This is a genomic window from Arthrobacter sp. TJ-170 (assembly GCF_058269305.1).
Map to the genome: position 1 here is coordinate 261,046 of NZ_JBZCNL010000003.1, position 24,552 is coordinate 285,597.

General features: G+C 64.3%; 25 protein-coding genes. 2 read left to right on the plus strand and 23 right to left on the minus strand.

Annotated features, from left to right (window positions below; all coding sequences use genetic code 11):
• Positions 1 to 15: 15 nt before the first annotated feature.
• Both AC4D1W_RS08225 and AC4D1W_RS08230 read right to left on the minus strand, forming a co-directional pair.
• On the minus strand, positions 16 to 4,095 hold the full coding sequence (locus tag AC4D1W_RS08225) for a S8 family serine peptidase (protein ID WP_490898417.1): 4,080 nt from the start codon (positions 4,093 to 4,095) through the stop codon (positions 16 to 18).
• A gap of 264 nt (positions 4,096 to 4,359) precedes the next feature.
• On the minus strand, positions 4,360 to 5,172 hold the full coding sequence (locus AC4D1W_RS08230) for a hydroxymethylpyrimidine/phosphomethylpyrimidine kinase (RefSeq protein WP_490898418.1): 813 nt from the start codon (positions 5,170 to 5,172) through the stop codon (positions 4,360 to 4,362).
• A 204-nt stretch (positions 5,173 to 5,376) separates the two neighbouring features.
• On the opposite strand from AC4D1W_RS08230, the gene AC4D1W_RS08235 reads away from it, so the two are divergent.
• Positions 5,377 to 6,084 (plus strand): queuosine precursor transporter, encoded by a 708-nt coding sequence (locus tag AC4D1W_RS08235; protein WP_490898419.1) that lies wholly within the window; start codon positions 5,377 to 5,379, stop codon positions 6,082 to 6,084.
• Positions 6,085 to 6,140: 56 nt separating this feature from the next.
• On the opposite strand, the gene AC4D1W_RS08240 is transcribed toward AC4D1W_RS08235, so the two are convergent.
• The 6 genes from AC4D1W_RS08240 to AC4D1W_RS08265 form a co-directional block, all read right to left on the minus strand.
• Positions 6,141 to 6,674 carry a hypothetical protein gene (locus AC4D1W_RS08240; protein ID WP_490898420.1) on the minus strand — a complete coding sequence of 178 codons (534 nt, stop codon included), beginning with the start codon at positions 6,672 to 6,674 and terminating at the stop codon, positions 6,141 to 6,143.
• A 160-nt stretch (positions 6,675 to 6,834) separates the two neighbouring features.
• Positions 6,835 to 7,077, minus strand: a complete 243-nt coding sequence (locus tag AC4D1W_RS08245; protein ID WP_490898421.1) for a hypothetical protein — start codon at positions 7,075 to 7,077, stop codon at positions 6,835 to 6,837.
• A 200-nt stretch (positions 7,078 to 7,277) separates the two neighbouring features.
• Positions 7,278 to 8,531 (minus strand): tRNA guanosine(34) transglycosylase Tgt, encoded by a 1,254-nt coding sequence (tgt, locus tag AC4D1W_RS08250; RefSeq protein WP_490898496.1) that lies wholly within the window; start codon positions 8,529 to 8,531, stop codon positions 7,278 to 7,280.
• A 65-nt stretch (positions 8,532 to 8,596) separates the two neighbouring features.
• Positions 8,597 to 9,379, minus strand: a complete 783-nt coding sequence (locus tag AC4D1W_RS08255) for an SRPBCC domain-containing protein (RefSeq protein ID WP_490892540.1) — start codon at positions 9,377 to 9,379, stop codon at positions 8,597 to 8,599.
• 29 nt (positions 9,380 to 9,408) lie between these two features.
• The gene (locus tag AC4D1W_RS08260; RefSeq protein WP_490898422.1) at positions 9,409 to 10,269 is read right to left on the minus strand and encodes a DUF6707 family protein; all 861 of its coding nucleotides are present in this window, start codon (positions 10,267 to 10,269) and stop codon (positions 9,409 to 9,411) included.
• 72 nt (positions 10,270 to 10,341) lie between these two features.
• Entirely contained in the window at positions 10,342 to 10,881 is a 540-nt protein-coding gene (locus AC4D1W_RS08265) for an NUDIX hydrolase family protein (protein ID WP_490892542.1), read from the minus strand.
• 98 nt (positions 10,882 to 10,979) lie between these two features.
• On the opposite strand from AC4D1W_RS08265, the gene AC4D1W_RS08270 reads away from it, so the two are divergent.
• Complete coding sequence (locus AC4D1W_RS08270) at positions 10,980 to 11,570, plus strand: YdeI/OmpD-associated family protein (RefSeq protein WP_490898423.1); 591 nt, start codon at positions 10,980 to 10,982, stop codon at positions 11,568 to 11,570.
• Between the two features lie 57 nt (positions 11,571 to 11,627).
• On the opposite strand, the gene AC4D1W_RS08275 is transcribed toward AC4D1W_RS08270, so the two are convergent.
• From AC4D1W_RS08275 to AC4D1W_RS08345, 15 genes are all read right to left on the minus strand, one after another.
• Positions 11,628 to 11,861 carry a hypothetical protein gene (locus AC4D1W_RS08275; protein ID WP_490892544.1) on the minus strand — a complete coding sequence of 78 codons (234 nt, stop codon included), beginning with the start codon at positions 11,859 to 11,861 and terminating at the stop codon, positions 11,628 to 11,630.
• Between the two features lie 382 nt (positions 11,862 to 12,243).
• Positions 12,244 to 13,065: a TspO-related membrane protein gene (locus AC4D1W_RS08280; RefSeq protein WP_490898424.1), complete on the minus strand. Its 822-nt coding sequence runs from the start codon at positions 13,063 to 13,065 to the stop codon at positions 12,244 to 12,246.
• 73 nt (positions 13,066 to 13,138) lie between these two features.
• Positions 13,139 to 13,390, minus strand: a complete 252-nt coding sequence (locus AC4D1W_RS08285) for a hypothetical protein (protein WP_490892546.1) — start codon at positions 13,388 to 13,390, stop codon at positions 13,139 to 13,141.
• Positions 13,391 to 13,621: 231 nt separating this feature from the next.
• On the minus strand, positions 13,622 to 14,026 hold the full coding sequence (locus AC4D1W_RS08290; RefSeq protein ID WP_490898425.1) for a VOC family protein: 405 nt from the start codon (positions 14,024 to 14,026) through the stop codon (positions 13,622 to 13,624).
• Positions 13,971 to 14,246 carry a VOC family protein gene (locus tag AC4D1W_RS08295; RefSeq protein WP_490898426.1) on the minus strand — a complete coding sequence of 92 codons (276 nt, stop codon included), beginning with the start codon at positions 14,244 to 14,246 and terminating at the stop codon, positions 13,971 to 13,973. The genes AC4D1W_RS08290 and AC4D1W_RS08295 overlap by 56 nt, the downstream gene beginning before the upstream one ends.
• Before the next feature lie 107 nt (positions 14,247 to 14,353).
• A complete protein-coding gene (locus AC4D1W_RS08300; RefSeq protein WP_490898427.1) occupies positions 14,354 to 15,226 on the minus strand; it encodes a VanW family protein in 873 nt (290 codons plus the stop codon).
• Between the two features lie 96 nt (positions 15,227 to 15,322).
• Positions 15,323 to 17,413, minus strand: a complete 2,091-nt coding sequence (locus AC4D1W_RS08305) for an iron ABC transporter permease (protein WP_490898428.1) — start codon at positions 17,411 to 17,413, stop codon at positions 15,323 to 15,325.
• An 8-nt stretch (positions 17,414 to 17,421) separates the two neighbouring features.
• The gene (locus AC4D1W_RS08310) at positions 17,422 to 18,420 is read right to left on the minus strand and encodes an iron-siderophore ABC transporter substrate-binding protein (protein ID WP_490898429.1); all 999 of its coding nucleotides are present in this window, start codon (positions 18,418 to 18,420) and stop codon (positions 17,422 to 17,424) included.
• Between the two features lie 49 nt (positions 18,421 to 18,469).
• On the minus strand, positions 18,470 to 19,318 hold the full coding sequence (locus AC4D1W_RS08315) for an ABC transporter ATP-binding protein (protein WP_490898497.1): 849 nt from the start codon (positions 19,316 to 19,318) through the stop codon (positions 18,470 to 18,472).
• Between the two features lie 97 nt (positions 19,319 to 19,415).
• The gene (locus AC4D1W_RS08320) at positions 19,416 to 20,279 is read right to left on the minus strand and encodes a prenyltransferase (protein ID WP_490898430.1); all 864 of its coding nucleotides are present in this window, start codon (positions 20,277 to 20,279) and stop codon (positions 19,416 to 19,418) included.
• Positions 20,276 to 20,599 carry a lycopene cyclase domain-containing protein gene (locus AC4D1W_RS08325; protein WP_490898431.1) on the minus strand — a complete coding sequence of 108 codons (324 nt, stop codon included), beginning with the start codon at positions 20,597 to 20,599 and terminating at the stop codon, positions 20,276 to 20,278. Before AC4D1W_RS08325 ends, AC4D1W_RS08320 begins: the two co-directional genes overlap by 4 nt.
• Positions 20,596 to 20,958, minus strand: coding sequence for a lycopene cyclase domain-containing protein (locus AC4D1W_RS08330; protein ID WP_490898432.1), 363 nt, complete (start codon positions 20,956 to 20,958; stop codon positions 20,596 to 20,598). Before AC4D1W_RS08330 ends, AC4D1W_RS08325 begins: the two co-directional genes overlap by 4 nt.
• Positions 20,958 to 22,565: a phytoene desaturase family protein gene (gene crtI / locus AC4D1W_RS08335; protein ID WP_490898433.1), complete on the minus strand. Its 1,608-nt coding sequence runs from the start codon at positions 22,563 to 22,565 to the stop codon at positions 20,958 to 20,960. Before crtI ends, AC4D1W_RS08330 begins: the two co-directional genes overlap by 1 nt.
• Positions 22,562 to 23,476, minus strand: a complete 915-nt coding sequence (locus AC4D1W_RS08340) for a phytoene/squalene synthase family protein (RefSeq protein ID WP_490898434.1) — start codon at positions 23,474 to 23,476, stop codon at positions 22,562 to 22,564. Before AC4D1W_RS08340 ends, crtI begins: the two co-directional genes overlap by 4 nt.
• A complete protein-coding gene (locus AC4D1W_RS08345; protein WP_490898435.1) occupies positions 23,473 to 24,543 on the minus strand; it encodes a polyprenyl synthetase family protein in 1,071 nt (356 codons plus the stop codon). Before AC4D1W_RS08345 ends, AC4D1W_RS08340 begins: the two co-directional genes overlap by 4 nt.
• Positions 24,544 to 24,552 lie beyond the last annotated feature (9 nt).

Genomic DNA, 24,552 nt, shown 5'->3' on the forward strand with positions numbered 1-24,552 from the left:
AGCTCGCGAGGGGTGTTACGGAACCATCCAGGTGAATCCGCCCCAACCCTTGCCGATCTGGGCCTTGCCTGCGAAACCGCCGGTGCCGTTCCCCGAGTAGAGGAAGAGACGTCCTGCGGAGTCGCGGGCCACCACGTCGGCACTGCCGTCACCGCTGAAGTCACCGGGGCCCACGAGAGTGAAACCGTTCCACCCGGTACCGGCCTGGGTACGAGAGCCGAAGCCACCCGTACCGTTGCCCGGGTAGAGGAAGAGCTTCCCGGTGGAGTCGCGTCCCAGCAGGTCCGTGGTGCCGTCACTGTTGAAGTCGCCGGGGCCAACGATGGTGTAACCGTTCCAGCCGGACCCGATCTGCGACCGCGTCTTGAAGCCGCCGGAGCCGTTGCCCGGGTAAAGGTTCAGCGTTCCGTTACTGGCCCGGGCAATCAGGTCCACATTGCCGTCATCGTCGAAATCACCGGGTGTGACGATTCCGAGACCGCTCCAACCGTTACCGATCTGGGTGCCCCGCTTGAGGGACCCGTTACCGGTTCCCGTGTACAGCCAGAGTCCGCCCGCGCTGTCCCGGGCGACAACATCGGAGATGCTGTCGCCGTTGAAGTCACCGGGGATCAGGATCGCGTTCATGCTGTTCCAGCCCGTACCGATCACACGGCTGGCAAGGAAGCCGCCGGAACCGTTGCCCGGGTAGAGCAGCAGCTGTCCCGCGGAGTTGCGGACCACGACGTCAGGATTGCCGTCACCGTCCATATCCTTGTTGACAGCGGCACCGACGACGGAGATCGGAACAATCTCGTCCTTCTCGCCCGTCGCATTGTGGTGGTGGATGAAGAGCGCCTTCGCGTCGGTGACGGTCTCCTGACGGTTGACGTTGAGCGTTACTCCATCAGCCGCAACGAACGACGCCGATGCCGGCTCCCCACCCTCGAACCACAGGGCAGGTTCCGTGACGTTGAAGTTGATCCAGGCGGTGGTGTCCACCGGCCCATTCGAGACACCATTCTCATCGACATTGAACGCACTCGAGGTCGAGACGCGGTACTTGATCGGCGCCGAGGCACCCAGCGCCGCAGCGTCCATGCCCAGCTCCGCGACAGGAACCGGCAGGGTGATGACGTTCGTATCGAACGTGTTGGTGTCCACACTGCCGTCCACCCCGTTAGCGAAGTAGAGGTCGGTGTCGAAGACGGGGTTACCCGCATCGTCGATGGTCACCACTTCGAACAGTATGAGGTCCAGCGTCGGAGCCGCAGGCCCAAGGTCGCCGGCCCGCAGGGTCTGAACTATGTAGTCCACGGTGTCGTCGCCGTCGGTGTCGATATCAATCGATACACCGTTGTTGCCCCCGAGCTGAGCCCAGTTCTGCCACGTACTGATACCGAAGTTCAGGACGCCCACAGCCGGATCCCCGGCTGCATCGACAAGTGCCGGAACCGTTGAAGCGGCACCGACTGCGCGCAGGTCGAACGAGTACAGGGACTCGAGCGGACGCTCGGCCGCCTTCGGGCTTTCAGCACCGAGAACGAGCGGAGAGATAATCGACTGGTAGGCAGATTCGCCCGGAACTCCCTGGTCGAGTCCGCGACCGGACAGCGCGATGGTGCTCACCAGATCCGAGGGATCATCGAAGACAATCTCCGGACCGGCAGAGATGTCGGACGTGGGCTTCGGAGCCGAGTAGACGGGAACACGGAGTTCCTGCCCGTCCGGACCAGCCAGCTGCACACGGCCGGAGACGTCAGCGAGGTACTGGCGCGGGATTCCGGCCTGGGTCGGTTCCGCAGCGGGATCGATGGTCTTGGCCAGCGCCGTCGGATCCTGGATGGTCAGGGTGACGTCCAGGACGGCGGGATTGTTGGCCGGAACCGTGATTACCGCGGGGGACACCGAGATGACAACGCCGGGCATGGTCGATGCCTCGAGGTAACTGGTGTTGTAGGTGATTGGAGCATTCGACCTGTTCTGGACTGTGACCTGCTTGGTCACAGTCAGAGCTTCGGTCCCGAGCTCCAGCACACCGAAGTTCACCGACGTGAGCGCGGGCTGCTCCGTCGCGTACGCCAGAACGGACGTATCCAGAGCCTGGATGGCGTCCACGCGGCCGGAACCAACACGGTTCGGTGCGTAGGGGATTCCGCCGTTGGTCAGCAGATCGTGCGTCGCGGTGTTCATGATGACGCTCTTGGCCTGGTACGGGTTGTACTCATTCCCGGAAAGGACCAGTGCGGCGATGCCGGCAACGTGCGGCGCTGCCATGGAGGTGCCGCTCTTCACGGAGGCACCGTCGCCGGACCCCACCTGGACCGAACCTATGGAGACTCCGGGAGCAGTGACGTCAGGCTTGACCACGCCGTTGGAGCCGTGGACACCCCGCGAGGAGAACCCGGCAAGGGTGTCCTGTGCGATCGAGGGGCCAGTGGCTGTTGCCTGGTAGGTGGCATCGAGACGGATCTGGAGAGTGCCCTGCTCCGCGGCAGGCTCAAGTGCCTCCGAGGACGCGCGGTTGAGCTGCACACCGGGGATGGTGCTGTTTCCCGCGATGCCCGACTCGAAGACATCGCGTGGTGAGCTCAGGACCACGCCTGCTCCACCTGCGGCCTCGACATTGTCGAACCTGGCGGTGGAACCGCAGGGGAAGGGAGCCTCGAGAATTTCCCACTCCAGCCAGACCCATTCCCCGTCGAAGGTGCCGGCCGGGAATGCCTCACAGCCGAAGGGGTCCAGGCCGGACGGCGGCTTCACAACCGTTCCGGTCAACTGGGCTTCCGTCGCCTCGACGTAGTTGAAGTTCACGCTGTACTGACCAGCCGCGGTTCCCTCCTCGGGCGCCAGCACATCGACGCGGTCCAGAGTGACCTGGGAACCTACGCTGGCTGCAACGGTGAGTGCGGATTCGGCGCTGCCGGGGGAGCCGCCGATGTCGTAGACATCGCCGTCGTTACCGGAAGATACAACCGAGAGGACACCCTGCGCGGTCAGCGAATTGACGATGTCGTTTTCCGGGTCGTCGTACGCGGGGAAGGAGGATCCGAGCGACATGTTGACGATCTGCGCGCGATCGTCGAAGTTGCCGTCACGGTTGGGGTCGAGGACGTAGTCCAGTGCCTGCCCCACAACGAGGCTTGAACCTTCGCAACCGAAAACGCGGAGGGCAACGATGCCGGACTCGGGAGCAGATCCCGGGCCGATGCGCATCGCGTTGACGTCGTCCTCGCTCAACGTGCTGTAGTCACCTTCGAACGTGGTGCCTTCGGCGGTGACGCCGTAACCGGAGGACGTGCCCGCAACGTGGGAACCGTGACCTTCGCAATCGAGGGGGTTCAGGTCCGGCTGGGGCGTTGAGCGCACCGGGTCGTCGGCGTTGTAGGCGTCTCCCACCAGGTCATAGCCGCCGCGGAACTTGGCCGGATCGTAGAGCGCAGGATCAGGTACGGTATCTGCCTTTGCCAGCTCGAACGCTTCGATGGTGCCCGGGCCGCCGAAGCCCGCATGGGTGTAGTCGAGCCCGGTATCCAACACGGCGATGGTGATTCCCTCACCGGTGTTTTCTCGGGCGTTCCACGCCTCCAGTGCGCGGGTGTCGATGACCGCGCCCTTGTTGCCGATGGTCTTCGGCACGATTCCGGTGATCTTGACGACATCCGGACGTGCAGCGAGTGCCCTGATTGCCTCAGCATCGCCCTGAATCGCGACGCCGGGGATAGTGTTCGTGGTGGTGTACAACTGCGAGGCAGAAGCTTGGGCCGCGACTTCAGCCGCCTTGGCCTGGATACCGGCGCGAATCTCCAAAACCCGCGCGGTCCTTTGGATCGGGGTGGTGAACCCATTACTGCGGACTGTGGCCGGCTGCGTCTGTTCGAAGGCTCCCTTGCCCGCGAACTGGACGAAGGCCGCCGTCGGGCCCGTTTTCTCGGCGAGTTCCCGACTGACCTTGGCGTCGAATGCCGGTTGAAGTGCGATGCCTTCGGCAGTAGGGTTCCCGGAATCCGGCGCCTCCACTGCTGACGCTGGTGCCCACATGCTGGAGGCCAGGACGAGGCCGGTCAGCGACGCCAACACAGCCCTTCCTGATCCCCGGCGGTATGACTTGCTCATGCTTCTCCTTAAGAAGGAAGAGTCAAGGCCATACCGCTTGAGTCCATCGCTAGCCCCCCGCAGTACTGCTGGCTCGGCCTCAGACCGGTGTGAGTGAGATTCCCTGTGTAGCGACGGGTGGCCAGCAGCAATGTGAATCTCCCTTGAGCTTCACGGTTACAGCTTTATGCGTTCTATCTCACAAGTCAACGAATCCGGAGTAGTTAACGGAGCAGTTAATGCGGGCAAACAACTGAAACGAATGCAGCCGGGTGGTTCAAGGCCTCAAACCCCTGCTGCGCCGCCCTGCCAGACGGCGTCGAAGGGCGCGTTCGAGGAGACCCTGTTCCTGATCCCTTCGGTGACAAAAGCCTTCGCAGTCCGGGCCGCTTCGAGCGGTGCCGCACCCTTGGCCAGCTCCGCCGCGACCGCCGCTGCCAGCGTGCAACCCGCACCGCTGACCGCGACATCGCCCGCCTTGGGCGCTCTGAGTACTTCCAGCGTCTCGCCGTCGTAGTAGACGTCGACGGCGTCGCTACCTTCCAGCCTCACGCCACCCTTTGCGAGCACGACGGCGCCACTTGCCTCATGGATGCGCAGGGCGGCGTCCTTGAGGTCCTCGACCGAACGAATCTCGATCCCCGAGAGTGACTCTGCCTCGAAATGATTCGGAGTGACGAACGTGGCCAGCGGGAGGATATTGGCCTTGAGCGCCTGGTCAGTGTCCAGCGCGGCGCCGGGCTCCTGGCCCTTGCAGATGAGGACCGGATCCAGCACCACGTTCAGCCACTTCTGGGACCCAAGTGCTCCCGCTACGGTGTCGATGGTCTGGGGCGTGCCGAGCATGCCGATCTTGACGGTGCCGATCGAGTAGCAGGACTGGATAGCCTCGAGCTGGTCCGCAATGACATTCGCGTCCACAGGGACGAACCGGTGGTTCCAGCTGTCCTTCGGATCGAACGAGACTATGCAGGTGAGCGCCGCGATGCCGTACGTGCCCAGTTCCTGGAATGTCTTCAGATCCACCTGTGCACCGGCGCCGCCGGTAGCCTCGGATCCGGCGATGGTCAGGGTGATTTCTGGTGCTTCAGTAACCATTGCACCAGTGTGCCCGACGCCTCGCGGCTTGCGCCAACGCCTGGCTGCCTACGCAAGCCGCGCGCCGTCGTCGTGCTGGAACTGCGGGGAGGGCCGATCCGCTGAAGCCGAGCGTGGGACAATTGATGGTCCGGGACAGCCGGGTAACAGTGCTAATACAGCGAGCCTTCCGGGCTGCGCGAACCACTTCTATGAATGAGAACCATGACTCAACTGCAGGAACATGCCCGCGCCCGATACGCAACCCTGGGCAGCCCCATCTTTTCGATCATGCTGGCGGTGCTCGCCGTCGTCGTCATCCTCTCCAACATCGGTGCCTCGAAGGGGGTAGTCATCGGGCCGATCGTTGGCGATTTCAGTATCATCACCGACGGCGGATTCTTCCTCTTCCCACTCGCGTACATCCTTGGCGACGTAATCAGTGAGGTATACGGGTTCAAGGCTGCGCGGCTCGGGATTGTTGTGACATTTGTGCTCTCCGCCTTTGCGTCGCTGGCGTACGCCGTCATCATCGCGTTGCCCGGGTTCGACGACGAATTCGGCGTCGCAAAGCAGGAGGCACTGGAACTCGCGCTCGGCCCGGTTCCGCTGATCGTGTTCGCGTCACTGCTCGGGTTCCTAGTGGGCCAGCTGCTCAACTCGCTGGTTCTGGTGCGCATGAAGGCCCGGTTCGGGGAGCGGAGCATGGTGGCGCGTCTCGTTGCGTCGACTGGCGTGGGCCAGTTCGCTGACACGCTCATCTTTTGCGCCATCGCCGCGTCGGTCATCGGCATTACGGACTTCCCGACGTTCCTGAACTACCTCCTCTTTGGCTTCTTTTACAAGACGCTGGTGGAGGTACTCTTCCTGCCGATCACGACGGCGGCCATCCGCTGGGTGAAGCGCCGGGAGCCGAGCTACGCCGCGGCTTAGGGCTCAAACCTGCCGGAAAGTGGTAGGATCGTGGAACTTTGCCCACAATCCTGCCACTATGCGGCACTTCTGTGGCGTCCCGACCAGGCCTTGAGGATCCGCGCCTGGGTGGCTTCTTCCTTGAAGAGGTCGCTCCACTCCAACCTCACAAACTCCCAGCCGTCTTCCCTCAGCGCCTTCTCCCTGCGGCGCTCCTGAAAGACCACCTCCGAGGTGGGTGCGAAGTCGAAGTACTTGGTTTTCCCGTCAAACTCGAGCCCCAGCTTGTGCTCCCTCCAGCCGAAGTCGAGGCGGTGCTCACCGTAGGCCGTCTGTACGACCACCTGCTGTTCGGGCTGCGGGATCGGCAGGCGCGTGAGCAAATGCCTCGTCAGCGTCTCGCCGGCGGATTCGGACAAGGGGCTCGAATCAGCAACCACCCGCCGCGCTACCTGCACGCCCTTGAAGCCCGCCTGTCGCTGCACAATGTGCTCCAGATCCGCGCGGCTGGCACCCAATCGCCGGGCATGGTCCGCCAGGATCAGCCCCTGCCTGTAGGACAACAGTCGAGCACAGTCGACCGTTGTCCGGGCGAGGGACGTAGTGCGCATCCCGTGCAGCGTCACCGCGTCCTCCCGGGGCAGGGGCGTACTGTGTCTAACCACTAAGGGTGAGTGATCACGGGAGGACCCGGGGAATGGTTGCGTGATGTGAATCTTCGAATCAACACGCCACAGGCTGAGCTGATGCATGCGGGCCGCTGACGTATGGCTATAGGTGCAGGTATCCGACCGACTGGCACGGCTGCGCCCTTAACAGGAGAACCGCCTTCGCGGAATCACCCAGGCCTGACCAGTGCTTGGCCGAAACATAGCCGTTGAACACGATTCGCACGATGACCCCATGCTCCACGAGCTGTCTGATCGTGCGGCGGTTCAGCCCCATCTCCTCGAGTTCGGCGGTACGCCAACAGCAGGTTGAAGAGGTCAGCCATTCGTAGGTGTTCGGTCCCATGGCCAAAGCATTCCGCGTTGGCTGCGCAAGCGCCGCCGTCATCGGTAGTTTTGTGGATAAGTGGGGTGCCCGCCGGGGCCAGAGCCGCCGGAAAGTGGCAGGATCGTGGAACTTTGCCCACGGTCCCGCCACTTTGCGGCACTTTTGCTAGGAAGGGGTGGCGGGAGCGGAGCTGGGGCGGACGACGATGGCGGGCGGGGCTACGTGGACGCGGCGTAGTAGCGCCCCAGCACCTCGGCCTTGAGATCGAAGTACGTCCCGTCCTCGATGGCGGCGCGGGCGTCGTCGACCATCCGGATCACGAAGCGTTCGTTGTGGATCGAGATGAGCGTCGCCGAAATCATCTCCTTCGCCTTGAACAGGTGGTGGATGTACGCCCGGGTGTAGTGGGTGCAGGTGTAGCAGTCGCAGCCCTCCATGAGCGGGGTGAAGTCACGCTTGAACCGGGCATTGGAGAGGTTCCACCGACCGTCCGGCGTGTAGAACGCAGAGTTTCGCGCAACGCGGGTGGGGGAGACACAGTCGAAGGTATCCGCCCCGTTCTCGATACCCGTGAACAGGTCGTCGGGTTCGGAGATACCAAGAAGATGGCGCGGCTTGTCCTCCGGCAGCTCATCGGCGCACCAGCCAAGGATGGTTCCGAGGTTCTCCTTCTCCAGCGCACCTCCCACACCAAACCCGTCAAAGTTCATCGCCCCGAGATCCTGCGAGGCCTTCCGTCGGAGGTCCTCGTATTGCGCGCCCTGAATTACGCCGAACAGCGCCTGATACGGCTTGTCGGCGCGCGAAATCGTCAGCCGCTCGTGCTCGGTGATGCATCGCTCGGCCCACAAACGGGTCCGCTCCAGTGACTCCTCCTGGTATCCGCGCGAATTCATCAGGGTGGTCAGCTCATCGAACGCGAACATGATGTCCGCCCCGAGCTGGTGCTGGACCTGCATCGAGATCTCCGGGGTGAACCGATGGCGGTCGCCGTTGAGGTGGGACACGAACCACACGCCGTCGTCGTCAATGTGGGCCAGGCGTTCCTTGCCCACCGCAACGCGGTCGTCGTCACCGGCGTGCTTGGACGCGGCAGCGGAGTCCATGGTGATGACCTTCTTGAACCCGGAACCCAGGCTCATCACCTGGAAGCCGCCGGAGTCAGTGAACGTGGGCCCGTCCCAGTTCATGAAATTCCCAAGGCCGCCGGCTTCGTCGAGGATGTCCGCCCCGGGCTGCAGGTAGAGGTGGTAGGCGTTCGCGAGGAGCGCCTGCGCGCCGGCGTCCTTCATAGACTCCGGCAGCACAGCCTTCACCGTGGCCTTGGTTCCGACGGCGATGAACGCCGGAGTCTGGATCTCGCCGTGGGGGGTGGTGATGGTCCCGGTCCGGCCGTGCAGGCCCTCGCCTGCCGTGGTGGTCTCGCTGAGGCGTTTACCAATGGAGAACGAAAAGTCTGATTGTGGCACCAGCCCATCTTCTCAGGAATCAGGCGCTGGCCCTGCCTGGTACTCACGAACGCCGAGCAGGACCGGAGCTAGCCTTCGAGGCTCGAGGTCTCCAACGGCTTCGAGGAAGGATAATGCTGCCGGCGGAAGGCGTCCCAGCTGTCCCAGGCCGACCGTAACAGGTTCGCTCCCAGCTCGTAGGTGGTGATTATGGCGAGGCTGGACCGGTTCTGGAGCGACGGTTGATCGGCGACGATCACCAGTCCCTCACCGTGCTCTGCGTACTCGGACACTGTCAGGCCGAGCTGGTTTTCGGTGCGGAACCAGACAGTGCCGGTCAGTTCATGCCCGTTCGGGAGGCTGAGCGAGTAGGAGTCGCCGGGCTGCTGCAGCTGTTCGGCATGCAGCTTTTCGATGATGGACTCGCCATCGTCTGATTCACCCGAGAAGAACGCCGTGCGCCGGTTCGTTGAGGGGTGGCGTTCAAGGGCAAAGCGCAGCTGCTGGAGGAAGGTGATCCAGCCTTCGGTTATCTCGTCGGATTCGCCCTCCACCCGTTCAACCGTGACAACGCAGCCGTCGCTGACCGGTTCAATCTGGAAGGTGTCACCGCCGTCGACGGTCAGGAAGGTGTGGTCCGGCCCTTCAACCACCGACGGAGCGAAGTAGATGGAGCGGATTTCCTCGTCGAGGGTTTCGGCATCCCACCCGTGCCACTGCCGGATCAGCCGCGGTTCACGGAGCATGAGCCACAGCTGACGTGCGTCCGCGTTGATGTGAACGCGGAGCGGGTTTGGATCTGCAACCGGCACATCGCGGGCGGGGTGCTGTTCGGTGCTGGACTGTGTGAAGGGACCTGTCGAGTCACTCATGCGCGCCACTCTACTCCCGCCACTGCGAGCTAACCAGAGGTGGCTGTTCTTCCGTTGAGTGCCCGGATGGCGAGCAGTTCGTGGCCGATGCGCCGGTCAAGCGCTTCAGCACTCAGGGTCTCCGATCCGCCATGTGCCCGCAGATACAGGAGTGCCGCCAGACGTAACCCGCGCCAGTCCTTCTCTGCGGCAGGGTTATTGGCCGACCGCGCGATTTCCCGGTCATATAGGTTCGGCTCGTTGAGCTGGCGCTGGCGCACCGTTGCGGCCACCTTCGCCTTCAACGGGTCTGTTTCGGCCTCCTCGGCCGTTCGCAGAGCAGCGGAGTAGCCGGCGGCACGGGAGCCGTCGCCGTCGTTCTGGGTGAGGTGGACGGCCAGCGCCAGGCAGCCCTCGATGAGATTCCAGCGGCCGAAGTTCCCGTCGAACGGTTGGTCCGTGAGCAGATCACAAACCTTGAGCGCGCTCGCTGGGTCGGAGAGATCGACGTAGAGGGTCATCGCCAGGTCGCGAATGTCCTGCAGGCTGCTGCCGGACTTGAAGTTGACGCCGCGGATGAGTCGTTCGGCAAGCTCATGCACTCGCGGGCTTCCAGCGTGGATAGCAGCGACGTGGGCGATCAACGCTTCCGGCGATCCCTCGTCAGCGGCGATCTGGGCGAGTTCCTCGGGTGCCTCGGCCTGAACCGTGGATCCGGTTGCAATACGCACCGTCTCACCGGATTCCAGCGTGGCCACGACAATGGCCGGGACACCGAAATCATCGTGTTCGACGACGGTGTCCACCACTTCGCTGGTGCGCTTGCCTCCCGGGAGGAGGAGCTTGCGGCCCGCGCTCACTGCCTCCGCGGCAAGCGGTTGTACCCGCGCGTCCACATCGCTGTCGATCATTGGAAAGTCCTACCTCACTGCGTGTTGCCCCCGGGTCCGTAAACAAAACCGGTCTATAAGAACGGTAACGCCTCAGCGGCCCCAACCGGCGTAGGCGAGCGCCTGGCGCAGCAGACTGTCGCGGCCGCCGGAGAACTCAGAGCTGACTCCCGGGCTCAGAGCCTCTTCCGGCGTGAGCCAGGTCAACTCCAGTGCGTCCTGCCGCGGGTTGCATTCGCCGGTCACAGGAATGAGGTAGGCAAGTGCGACGGCGTGCTGCCGGTCGTCGGTCAGCCCGGTCTCCGAAGGAGAGGGGAAGTACTCGGCGATGGTGAACGGCACCGGGCACGGTGGCAACTGGGGGAGCGCGAAGGGACCGAGGTCCTTCTCAAGATGCCGCAGCAGGGCCGCACGGATGGTTTCGCGGTACATTACGCGTCCGGAGACGAAGGTGCGCACCATCTCGCCCTGGTCGCTGGCCTGCAGCAACAGCCCTACTTCGGTGACATACCCGAGCGAATCGCACCGGACCGGAATGGCCTCCACATAGACCATGGGCAATCGGCGGCGTGCCTCGTAGAGATCGTCCTCGTTGAGCCAGCCGGGGTTAGGGTCTGGGGTGCGCAGGTTCATACCCTCTGTTTTATAGCAGACGCAGGCCCGAGCAACTCTGACGCGCTGTACTTCGGCCATCGGCTGAATCGCCATCCGGCAGCAGTACCCTGAAAAGCATGGCCGTCGAACTGCCCGAACTGCTGCTGCCCGATGCGCATCAATGGAGACTGTGGCTGGAGGAAAACCACGCGTCGTCCTCCGGGGTGTGGCTCGTCCTCCACAAGAAGGGCGGCACGGTGACAGCCCTGACCTACGCCGCGGCCCTGGACGAGGCGCTGTGCTTCGGCTGGATAGACGGCCAGGCCAAAAGGCGCGACGGCGAAAGCAGCTTCCAGCGCTTCACGCCTCGCGGCCAGCGCAGCATCTGGTCCCTTCGCAACGTCGGGCACATTGAGCGGCTGGAAGCGGAAGGCAGGATGCATGACGCAGGCCGCGCCGCCGTCGAGCAAGCGAGGGTGGATGGGCGGTGGGAGCGGGCCTACGCGGGGTCGGCGACAGCCGTCGTGCCCGAGGATCTTGCGGCCGCGATTGCAGCGAACCCGGACGCACAGGCAATGTTCGACGTGCTCACCGCACAGAACCGGTATGCGCTCATCTTCCGACTCAGCCAGTTAAAGACGGCGGCGGGACGGGAAAAGAGGATTGCCTCTTTCGCGGACATGCTCGCCCGTCATGAGGCGCCCTACCCGCAGAAGCGGAGGCCTTAACGGAAACAGGAGGTTCCGGGCGCAGGGCCTGGAACCTCCTGTTCTCTGGGCTGTGTTTCAGGCGCGTCCCGTGTAACGGCCCTCCGTCTGCTCCGCGGGAACGTAGCCAAGGGAAACATACCGGCCGCCGATAACTCCGGCGGGCACAGTTCCGCTGCCCTCGGTGGTGACGTAGCTGCCGGCGGTTGCCGGGCGTGAATGCGTCGTGACGTAGGTGCCGCCCTGCGGTGCACGGTATTCGGCGGGTCGGCTTTCGGTTGTCTGGATAGGTCGGTTCGCGAGAAGTGTCATGTGATGTCCTTGTCGATATGGGTAGGTCTGTCTGGGCGCGTCAACCCAGGAAAACTGTGAGTCGGGTGGCTGGACCCGGTAAGAAAGTCTTGCGGGGCAACGGCTAACTCAAGCCTGGAGGGCGACCGGTGTGGCGACGTTGCCGGCTGAAGGGGAGGAGCGCTGCGGTCCTTGATGACCGGGCGCCGCTGGAGGCGGCTGTGCGTCTCCCTGCGGGAGAATCGGATGCTGACTTTCCGGCCGTGTTCTCAACGCTAACAGTTATTTTGAGTCACTCATAATAACTGCCCAGTATCGTGGCGGAACTAACACGCGAAGCTGGTCGGGCTCAGGCCCGCCCGGTACAGTGAACGCGCACAAAGCCCGCGCGAAAGACTGGTCGTTACGGTTGGGCAACCGCCCGACGGTCCAGAGACGCTGCCGGATGTGATCGCCTCCGGAGCCTGATCGCGACTGTGGCGATGACGATAATTGCCGCGGTAAGGCCGGCGAGAACCGCCGTCGTCGGTGATTCCGGTGCGCCGGCGGCGCGGCCCACCGCGATCCAGGCAAGGCCCCAACCGATGGCGGCTGCGACGGCAAGGCGGCCGTTGCCGGATAACGCGAGGAGTACGCCAATCGCCGCGACAATCATGAGCACGGTTCCCGTCCAAACTTCCGGGGCCAATCCGAAACCGCCAAAACTTCCCGCGACCAGTGCTGCCGCGATGTTTGCACAGACGGCCACACACACCCAGCCCAGGTAGAGGCCGAGCGTACCGTCGGTGACTATTCCGTCGACGGCGGAGGTGGGCTTTTCGGACGTGAAAATCGTGAAGCTGACGGCGAGCACTAGGAGCAGGGCGCAGATGACCGCCACGCTGCCCGTGAGTAAACCCGCTTGAACGGACAGGATCCAGGCCGCGTTCAACAGCATTGACGCGGCAACCCACCAGCCGAGGCGGCGCTGGCGACGCGAGGACCGCTGCGACGGAAACCACTGATACACGGTGTAGGCCCCGAGGCCTGCGTAGATGACACTCCAGATGCTGAATGCAGCGCCGGCCGGGGCCAGAAGTGTGGCGTCCGCGCTCAACGCTCCTCCGGCGGCTTCATCGATCGGAGTGCCGCCGAGGGAGCCCGAGCCGATAGCCGTGCCGATGATGCACAGGGCGAAGGCAATTGTCACGCCGATCTGCCGAAACCGGTCTGATGTCCATGTCATTATCTCTACGATAGAGACATAAGGGGGGCTGGTGAAGTCCCCTACTTCCCACCTGAGGTGCTCGGTTCACCGATCAGATGGCGCGCACAAGCGTGAGACGGGAGTCCGACATCAGGCGGGACTGTTCGTTGCTCTCGCGCCGATCCAACTCCTCAGTGAGTTCTTCCCTGCGGAATTCAGTCTCCGGTTCTGGGGCTCCGCCCAAGTACTCCGCGTCCAGCTCACGATGTACTTTGCTGTTGAGCGCGTGCAGGGCGGAGTCATCCAGTTCGCTAAGATTCGCCGGGAACGACTCTGTGGGGTGGATTCTGCTGTTGTAACTCACGATTTTCAGTCCTTGTCTTTCGGTCTTGCGCCCTGGGCTCTTCGAGGCTGAGCATCGAGAAGAAGAAGGCATGAGGGTCGCGAGAACGCACCGGGTAATACCCGGAGAATTTTCAGGAGCCGGGCCGGCGTAGGGCCAGCGAGGCGGATCAGGTTGGTGGGCAGCCACAGCTCGGCTGTGGCGCGCATGGCAACGGATCCTGCTGGCTGAAGATTCGTTGAAGTACAGGGTCTAAGCGGACGGGAGGCCTTTGCGGTTGCTCATCGTGCGGTCAGACGGGACTTGTGAAGCGTTGATGCAAGAGGGTAACTCGACTCCCCTCCTTCCACACGGTACAGCAAGAACTTGTACGTGGGTTCTGGGGGCGAGTCTCAGGACCGCACCGGGAGTACACAGCTCGTTGCCCGACGGGTCGGTGTAGATGCGCCATGGCAGATCACCCCAGTCCGGCCGCAGCTCGCGGCCACCGCGCTCGGCGATGCCCGCCGCGACTTCATCGGGATCGTCTCCCTCCTCAAGACGGAGGTCGAGGTGCAGTCGGTTCTTCGCAGTGCCCTTTGGGGCCGGCTCAGGGCACAACTCAAGAAGGGGGCCTCGCAATGATGGATGGCGAAGAGTCGGGGTGGCCCCTGCCACATGCGTCCAGCCGGTCAACCATGACCAGAACTTCGCGTCGTGATCGGGGTCGGCTGAGTCGCTGGAAGCATAGGTCGAGCACCGGTCCGCCCTCGATGGTGAGCCGGGTTTCGAAGCCATCAACGTCGTCTGTGAGCCGCTCACCTCCAATCACAGCCTCCCAAAACCGACCCAGCCGTTGCGGCTCGAGGGCGTCAAAGACGAGGTTCTCCAGATACATGGACCACACCGTAGGCCGGTAGGTGCCGGCGTCTCAAGCCCTGACGACACCTACCTGCAGCGGCCTTACGACATCAGGCGCCGTCGGGCCCCGAGCAAGGCAGTACTTCAGGCGGGGGAAGATGACGGTGCTGCCTCGTGGCTTGACGGTGCCGGGTCGGGGAGAACGGGTGCTGTGATCAATTCACGGTCGTAGGTGACAAGCGCGTTGTTCTCGATGATTTGTTCCCGTGAGGTGACAAGGCCGCTGCGCTTGTCTCTGGTCAGACGGATGATTCTGTTGCGCCGGTACACACGCCCGTCGATCTCCTGAAAGTGGGCGCCCTCTTCGCGGATATGAAACTTCACCGACGGGACTCGTTCAGCGCGGAGTTCCCCACAGAGGTGCTCATCGGTGGTGCTCACCATAACCTGGTAGGCCTGGTCTGTATCGTTACGGACGCGGTAGTCGAGGTAGTTGTAGATGATCGATGTGCCCGTTCCGAAGGGGATCTGGCGGTTGAAGTCCGGGAACAGATCCACTTCGCCGTGATGGTGGTGTTCTACTATCGTCAGTTCGCTGTGCAGGACCATCCAGTGCAGCAGGTTGGTGAACTGGCACAGGCCTCCGCCGATGCCTGAGTCGGCTTTGCCATTGCTGATCACGAGGCCCTCGCGGTAACCCTTGGCCTCAGTGCATCTGCCCACCAGGTTCCAGAATGAGAAGGTTTCCCCCGGTTGGATGATGATGCCATTCACCAGCGGTGCGGCGATCCCCAGGCTGACAGCCTTGTTTTCCTGTAGATGGAGGTCGACGTTTCCCAACTTGCGGCGTATCAGCGAGTTATGGCGGTACACCACAGCCGGCAGAGGATTTTCCGACCGCTGCAACGCGAAGGTGGTCGGCGAAAGAAAGTCCCGCCACTTTCGGGTAAGAATCATCCGCTGAACGGAGATGCGGTAGGCCAGAGGCGAGAGCTCGCAGAACAGTTTTCGTTTCATTTTTCCCCCAGTGAGTCGGCCTGATGAGGCCTGAAACGACGCGTGGCCGTCGTCACAGACATTGTTCCAAGCGCTCTGCTGGAAATGAAAATCTTCCTACCGCGAGAGCCGGCTCCGGAACAGCAGATACACGAAGTACGGTGCGCCGAGCAGGGCGGTCAGCAGGCCTGCCGGCAGTTGCGCCGGCGCGATCATCGTCCGGCCGATCAGGTCGCCCACACAGACCAGCAACGCACCGAGCAGCATGGCGGTGGGGATCGCGAGCCTGTGCCGCGCCCCCACCAGGGCCCGCGCGGCATGTGGCGCTACGAGCCCCACGAAACCGATGACACCGATCCCGGCCACAGAAGATCCGGTCAGCACCACCGCACAGACCAGCAGGATCAGACGCGCTCGCGGTACCGCAATGCCGAGCAGCTTCGGAGTGTCCTCATCGAGCGCCAGTAGATCCTGGGTTCGGTGCAGCGCTCCGATAATCGGCACCGTCAGCAGCAGTGCAACGGTCATCGGGATCAGGTGATCCATGGAACGCCCGTAGGTGGAGCCGGACAGCCAGGTCAGCGCCTTGGCTTCATTCCACGGGTCGGTCAGCACGATGAGCAGGGTGATCGCGGCCATCGCCGCCGCCGAGACTCCGATTCCCACGAGCACAAAGCGGTCGGTCTGCAACCCGCCACGAAACGCCAGACCGAAGACGACGGCGGCAGCCACCGCCGCGCCGATGCCCGCCGCTCCGGCAATGACCCAGAACCCGGCCAGCGGAACGAAGGTGATGACCGCGACTGCACCGATTCCCGCACCACCGGACACACCAATGATCGAGGGCTCGGCCAGCGGGTTGCGGCTCACCGCCTGGATTGCCGTTCCGGCCAGGGCCAGTGAGGCGCCGGCAAGCAGCGCCGCGGCAACACGCGGGAAGCGTGCGTCCATCACGCTGGACACCACCGGCCCGGCCTGACCGGATAGCCAGTTCGCCACGTCGCCGAGCAGCAGCTTCGCGTCGCCGAGAAGCAGTCCTGCAACCATTGCGGCGAGCAGCAGCACCGCAAGAACTCCAACGACGACGGCGCCGGCTCCGGGGCGTGTTCCCCGCAGGGACACTGCACGCGCCTCCCGCGTGGGACCTGAAGTCCGCATCCGGTGCGCGAGGATCACCAGGAAGACTGCGCCGAACATGGTGGTCACCACACCGGTCGGGACCTCTACCGCGCTTTGTGCCCCGACCAGGGCGCGCAGCAGGACGTCCGCTCCCAGTACGAGGAAGATGCCGGTCAGGGCGGACGCGAGGATCAGCGCGATGTGCCGGTGCAGCCCGGGAATCCTGGCTGCGGCCAATCGAACGACGGCGGGAGCGGCGAGACCGACGAAACCGATCGGCCCGGAGATGGTCACCGCCGCGGCCGACAGCAGGACGGCAAGCACAATGGCCAGCACCTGCGTGCCGCGGACGTTGATGCCCAGCACGCGGGCCTGATCGTCCCCGAGGGTGAGCATGTCCAGCGAGCGGGATTTCAACAGCAGGACGATCAGCACGAGCCCGATCAGCGGGGCAAGCACAACAAACTTGTCCATCCCGCTCTGCCCCAGGGAGCCGGCGCCCCAGGCGAACAACCCGCGGGTCTCCTGCGCGAAGAGGATGATGAGGGTCTGGGTCAGGGCGGCGAACGCCAGCGCGATCGCTGACCCCGCAAGAACAAGCCGCACGCTCCCGGACTGACCCGTTCCCGCCAGCGCGAGAACCAGGGCCGCGGCGCCGATCCCTCCGAGGAATGAAACTCCGACGGCGCCGAGCAGCGGAACCTGCAGCCCGAGCGCCGCAACCGCGACGATGGCCAAATGGGCGCCGGCGTTGACCGCGAGGGTGTCGGGGGAGGCCAGCGCGTTACGCGAGACGGACTGCATGATCACGCCCGCAACACCGAGTGCCACACCCACCAGTACCCCGGCTACCAGCCGCGGAACCCGGCTGGCGCCGACAATGGCGGCCGTCTCAGCGTCGTCGTTCCCCAACAGCAGGCCAACAATGTCCGCCGCGTTGACCGCAGATGTGCCCTGGGTGATGTGCATCAGGGCGAGGAGAGCGGTGGCCGTGCCAAGGAGAAGGCCGAACACCGCGAGCCGGAACCCTGGCCTCGCGTCAGCTCCCTGTGCTGAGGCGGCGGCGCGAGTCAGGGTTTCCGGCGTCATGTTGCGTTCTACTTCTCAGTTACCGGGGCAACAGCGGAGACTGCGCTGTCTATGATTTGCTCCATCGAGGTGGGACCGCCGAACATCCAGATGGAGTCCGGGAAACGCTGGACATTATTGGCCTCGACGAACGGCAGCGACTTCCAGATGGCGTTGTCGGCGAGCTCGTCCTGGTAGGGGTCGCCGAAGCTGTCATTGGCGATGTACCAGAAGCGGGTGTCTTCAGGGAGCGCGGTGAGGCCTTCAACGTCGGTCTGCGCGAGGCCGTAGACGGGATCACCTTCCATCTCCCAGGCGTTCTCGAAGCCGAGTTCCGTGAGCACATCGGACACCAGCGACCCGGTAGCGAAAGGACGGATGGAGACGCTGCCGGCGTCGACGTAGCCGTCGGAGAAGGCAACCGGCGTTCCGGCGCCTCCCGCTTCCTCGATGGCCGCGCGTCCCTCTTCGACCTTGGCCTCGAAGTTTGTCTTCAGTTCGGCTGCCTTGTCTTCGGTTCCAGTGGCCTTGGCGATCAGGTCGAGGTTCTCGAACATCTGCCCGATGTTGTCGGACGAATCACCGCCCGGAACCACGATCACGGGGACGGTCTCCTCGATCTGCTCGATGGCACCCTCAACCAGTTGGTCGGTGACGAGGACGAGGTCCGGTTCGAGGGAGACGAGGGTGTCGATGCTCGGTTCACCGCGGACGCCGATGTCGGTCACGCTGTCATCGAGCGGTGCTGAGCTCACCCAGGTGTTATAGCCCTCAATATCCGCAACGCCCACCGGCATGATGCCCAGCGACACAACGTTCTCGACGACGTTCCACTCGGTCCCGGCGATCCGTTCGGCAGGTCCGTCGAGCACAACCTCTTTGCCCCGGGCGTCCGTGATGGTGATGGACTCGCCGGTTGCGCCGGCCGTCTCTTCCGCGGTGCCTGCCGCTTCCTCGGTAGTGCCGCAGGCCGACAACGTGAGCAGGGCTGCCGCCGCGAGGGCAGCAAAAATCTTCGGTTGTTTCATCAGGGTCATTTCTGTGAGGGCGCGGGCGCGCAACTGGGGGAAAGGTGAATCAGGAAGCTTGAAGAACCGTTTCGGTGGAGTTACCGACGGCGTTGTGCCGCCCGACGGCACGGGTGTGGACGGTGCCTCCGGAGACCGTGACATCGACGCGCACTCCGTACGCGGCCGAAAGGTGTTCGGCGGTCAGCACCTCAACGGGAGAACCCTGCGCGCGGACAGCGCCGTCTTCGAGCAGCACCACGTGGTCGGCGATGGCCGCTGCCTGGTCCAAATCATGCAGCACGACGCCGACAGTCACCCCGTGATGGCTCGCCAGGTCGCGCACGACGTCGAGAATTTCCACCTGATACCGGAGGTCCAGATAGGTGGTGGGCTCATCGAGCAGCAGGACACCCGTGTCCTGCGCAAGGCAGCTCGCGAGCCAGACGCGCTGCAGTTGTCCACCGGACAGGGCCGCGACCGGGCGGTCCGAAAGTTCAGCCGTGCGTGTCAACTCCATCGCATGCGCCACGACGGCGGCCCCCTGCGCATCACTGCCGGTCCAGCGGCTGCGGTGCGGGTGACGGCCGAAGTCGACAACCTCACGCACGGTGATCCCGGCTGGCACCGGTCGGCTCTGGGCGAGGAGGGTCACCCTGCGGGCGAATTCCTTCGGGGAGAGCGCTAAGACGTCGGTGCCGTCGGAGGTAGTGACGCTTCCAGTGTCGGCCGTGTGCAGGCGGGCAATGGTCCTGAGCAGTGTCGACTTTCCGCTGCCGTTCGGGCCGATCAGTGCAGTGACGGTTCCGGGTTTGAGCAGGAAGGACACATCCCGAACCGCCGGCTGGCGCCCGTAGGAGATGCTGATGTCGGCAACGTCGAGCCCTACAGGTGAGGTGCAGGGCGCTGTGCGGAACATGGGTTCGGCGAGGGTCACTCCACTAAGGTAAGGCGAGCCTTAGCGAGTTGTAAAACATTACGCAAGAGAAGTGTGCCGTAAATCGAAAATGAAGGGATCAGCGGATGGCCGCGTACCAGATCAGCAGCATAGTCACGAAGAATCCGGTCATGTAGTTCAGCCACAGGAACCGTCCCCAGCCGCGGTGGGCGAGTTCGGCGTCGTCGTCCTCCAGGGATGCGAACGGAACGATATTGATGACGTACGGCAGGACGAGGAACGATGCCAGCGGTCCCGGCCACGGGGTGAACAGCATGAGCGCACCACTGACCAGATAGGCGGCGATCGCGAACCGCACGGCCGCACGGCCGCCGATGACCGTTGCTATGGAGGCGATGCCGCCGGCACGGTCAGCCCCGACGTCCTGCACAGCACCGAACGCCTGGCTCGCCACACCCCACAGGAAGAACGATCCCAGCAGTGCCCAGAGCGCCGGCGTGAACTCGGCCTGCGCCAGCACCAGGCCGTAGACCGCAGGACTCACGAAGTGCGTGCTCGAGGTGACGGAGTCCAGGAACGGGCGCTCCTTGAACCGGAGTTTCGGGGCACTGTAGGCGATCACCGCGAAGACGCTGACGGCCAGCACCAGCCATGACAAGGGCCCGCCGAGCAGAACCAGTACCGCGAGGAACGGCACGTTCGTGGCGATCGCCGCACGGAGGGTGGCCGCGTGCATGGTCCGGTCGAGCACCGCACCCTCAACGCCGCCCTTCCGGGGGTTGCGGAGATCGGACTCATAGTCGAATACGTCGTTGATCCCGTACATGGCCAGGTTGTAGGGGATCAGGAAGTACACGGTGCCGATCACCCAGGCGAGGTCGATCTGCCCGGCGGTCAGCAGGTAGGCGGCCGCAAAGGGGAAGGCAGTGTTCACCCAGGACAGGGGCCGGGAGGACACCAGCAGCGTGCGAACGGTTTTCATGGGTGCCGCTTCCGTCGACGTTCGCCAAGGAGGATCCAGAGTGCCGGCAGCAGGAGAACCGCAGCTACCGGGTAAGCGAAATCCTCCAGCGGGGCCAGCCCCACCGTGACTCCGGAGATGAGGCCGGGCGCGTAGCTGAACAGGCCGGCGGCGATCATGATGTTGTCGAACACGGCAGTCAGTATCAGCACGACGACGGCGGCACCCCCCGCTGCCGCCAGCGCAACCTTGCGCCGGCGGCCCTCCAGCACGAGCGCGGCGGCAATCCCGAAGCCTAGCGCCGGGATGAGGAACCCGGCGTTGAGCGCCCAGTACGTCATGAGCGTTCCCCCGCATCGCCCGTGCGCTGCCGCGGGAGGTGCCGGCCCCGCACCTCGAGGGCGCGCCGGAACATCAGGAACAGGTTCATGACGAGGTAGCTGAGGAAGGTCAGGAAAACCACTTCCTCGAGCGGCAGTTCAGGAGCAAGCGTGATCCCGAGCATGATCTCCGTCTGCCCCCGGTAGAAGATGCCCAACCCGATTCCGGCGAGGTCCCAGGCAAGAAAGAACAGCACACCGGTGATCAGCACGGCAGCGGCACGGCCGGCGTCGTGCCAGAAAAACAGGCGCAGCCGCTGGTCAAGAAGCACCATGCAGCCCAGCGACGCCAGCAGGAAAAGCAAATAGGCAGCGCCCATCACGCAACCGTGTTTTCCCGGACCTTGTCCGGGCGCAACGGTACCGGCAGCGGTCCGGTGCTCACGTCCCGGCGCAGCCGTTTGATGACGAGTTCGGCGCTGATCAGGCACATCGGGATGCCGATGCCCGGGATAGTGGAGCCGCCCACGTAGTACAGGCCCTGGACTTTCCGGCTGACGTTACCCGCGCGGAAGAACGCGCTCTGCCGGAGGGTATGCGCGGGACCCAGCGAGGTACCTTTCCACGAGTGGTAGTCGCGTTCGAAGTCGGCGGGGCCGTAGCTGCGCCTCAGCACGATGCGGTCGGCGAGGTCCGGGATCCCTGCCCATTCGCTGAGCTGATCGATGACGGCGTCCGCCACGCGCTCCATGCGCTCACCGCCGCTGCCGCCGAGGCTTGGGTCCGCGGGGATGGGGACCAGGACGAAGACGTTCTCGTGGCCCTCTGGCGCCACGGTGGGGTCGGTGGCGCTGGGCTTGCATACGTACATGGATGCGGGTGTGGGGATGAACGGAGTCCGGCCGAAGATCGCCCGGAAGTTTTCTTCCCAGTCGCCGGTGAACAGCAGGGTGTGGTGTCGGAGCTGGGGGAGTTCACCCCGGATACCCAGATAGAGCAGCAGGGCGCTCGGGCCGGCAGTGCTGCGGGACCAGTACTGTTCGGGGTAGGTCTGCAGGCGCGCAGGCAGCAGCGAAGTCTCGGTGTGGTGAAGATCGGCGGCGGAGACGACGACGTCGGCAGCCAGGCTGTGTTCGGTTCCGTCACCGGAACGGTAGCGAACGCCCCGCACCGCCGCGGGACGCCTCCGCGAGGCCGTGGAGGTGGTGTCGATAGCCAGTACCTCGGCTCCCGTGGAGATGGTGACTCCGGCGTTCCGCGTGAGCCGCTCCAGAGATTCCACAAGCCGGGTGAAACCGCCCATGGGGTAGAGCACCCCGTCGTCTAGGTCCAGGTGGCTCATGAGGTGGTACATGCTCGGCGCGGTGAAGGGGGAGGTTCCCAGGAACACGGCCGGATACTCGAGGATCTGCTGCAGCCTCGGGTCGGAGACGTAGCGCCGTGCGTAGCTGTGCAGCGGTTGCAGTAGCAGGCGGCCAAGGCGCGGCAGGCGTGCCAGGATGTCCGGCGTCAGCAGCGAGGCGAAAGACTCGAAGGTGGAGTAGAGGAATCGGCGGGTGGCCATGGTGTACGTCTCGGCCGCGGAATCGAGGTAAGCCTCCAGCTTCGCGCCCGAACCGGGTTCCAGCCGCTCGAAGAGTTCCACCACCCGGCGTCGTTCAGCGGGAACGTCCACCGGTTCGCTGAAGCCCTCGGACAGCAGCCGGTAGCCCGGGTCGAGTTTCACCAGGTCCAGTTGTTCGTCGGCGGAGGTTCCGAGCAGTTGGAAGAAATGGTCGATCACCTCCGGCATCAGGTACCACGAGGGTCCGGCGTCGAATGTGAAGCCGTCTTCGCTCCAGGAGTGGGCGCGCCCGCCCACGGCATCCTGCTTCTCAAGCACGGTGACGTGGTGACCCTCGGTGGCCAGCAACGCGGCGGTCGCCAGACCGCTGATACCGCCTCCGATGACGACGACGGTGCGCCCGGACGGAATGGGTGCCTTCACTGTGCCTCCACTTGGGACGGGTCGGGGCTGGCGGGGGCCAGTCCCCGCCTACCGGTGAGGACAGCGGCCGCGATCCGCATCTTCACGGTGTTGGGAACGCTTATCCGGGTCCGGATCAGCTCGGATGCCGGGGTCGCGCGGATCCTCGCAGCAAGCTCGGCGAAGAGCTCCTGGGCGAGGGCGACGGCCCTGCGGCTGGACGCCGGCAGGCGGTGGAGCACAGCGCGGGACTCGTGCAGGTCGTTCTCAATGTCCTCGAGCAGTATCCTCTTGTGCGTCTCATCGAAGTTGGCGGGGGACACGTCCGGAAAGTAACTGCGGCCCAACGAGGTGAAGTCTTCGGCGAGGTCACGGAGGAAGTTGACCTTCTGGAAGGCGGCGCCTAGGTGGCGTGCCCCTTGTTCGAGCCGCTCCGTTTCCTCCTTGCTGACGTTCTGCCCGTACAGGAAGCACTTCAGGCACATCAGGCCCACTACCTCCGCGGAGCCGTAGACGTACCGCGCGAAAGACTCGGGTGTGTGTTCCACCTGGTCGAGGTCGGCGCGCATCGAAGCGAAGAACGGCCTGGTCAGATCAGTACCGATACCGGTGCGGCGGGCGGTGTCTGCGAAGGCATGAACAACCAGGTTGGTGCTGTACCCGAGGGCCATGGCACGCTCGGTCTCGCGCTCGAACTCATCGAGCTGCTGCCGGGTTTCGTCGGGTGCCAGGCCCGCGGCGTAGGTGACGCCGTCGACAATCTCATCCGCGACGCGCACCAGTGCGTAGACAGCCTCGACCTGGCGTCGCACACCGCCCTCGAAGAGACGCGACGCCAGCCCAAACGAGGTGGAGTAGGAGTGCAGCACCACCGCGGAGGATTTCAACGCTGCGTTCGTATAGTCGGCGAGCGCGTCGCGGTCCCGGCTCACGCGCGTACCCGCTCGGTCACGACATCGGAAAGGGGCGTCAGGCCGTCGCGGAGGGCCTGCGGTACAGAGGGGTCGAGCAGCGACTGCAGGGACCGCTCGACAAGGTCGGTGACGAGCTGCATGGACCGGTCCCGGGCGCCGCATTCAATCAGCAGCTCCCGGACCTCCCCTGCGCCTGAGGCTGTCAGGTCCCGGTTAGCCAGGAGCTCGGCGATCCGCGGCCACTGCGGCTGATCAGCGGCGTGGGAGATCAGTGCGGTTCGCTTGCCCTCCCGGAGGTCACCCCAGCCGACTTTGCCGGTCCGGCTTTCATCGCCGAAGACGCCGATCAGGTCATCGGCCACCTGGTAGGCCGTTCCGAGGCAGCGGCCAAACTCTCCGAGCGCCTTCACCAGCCGGTCCTCAGCGCCTGCAAGAACGGCTCCGGCCTGCAGCGGCGCTTCGAAGGAATAGACGGCCGTCTTCAACCGTGCCATGTCGAGCACTTCGTTGACGGGTTGGGGAGTGGGGTCGAGGGGAGCAAGCACATCAAGTAGTTCGCCGGCGGCGGAGGCAAAGACGGCTTCGTCGAGAAGATCGCCCAATCGCTGGCGGGTAGCGAGGTCGGCGTCCACCTCGCCCAGAATCCGGTATGCGTTGGACAGCGCGAGATCACCGGCGATCACTCCGACTGACAGGCCCGCGTGCTCGGCACGCTCCGGGCTGTTTCCCTTCGCAGCAGCGCGGTTGCGGTAGGCGCCGGAGACGTTCGGGACGCCGCGGCGGGCGAAATCCCGGTCCACGACGTCGTCGTGCACAATCAGCGCGGTGTGGAGGAGTTCGAACGACGCCGCGACGGTGGCCGCCGTCGTGCGGTCGGTGCCGCCGAGCAGCCCGTAAACGGTCATGACGAGGCGGGGACGGAAGCGCTTCCCGCCCGCCGTGGAGGCTTCAAGGTGCTCCCACATGGTGCGGTAGTCGGGGTGCATCGCTTCCGCCCGGTTCTTGGACCGGGAGAAGAAGGACGTGAGGACATCGTTCACCAGCTGGTTGTCGATGGAACCAGCCAGTGTGGTCTCCTTGTCCATAGGTAAAGT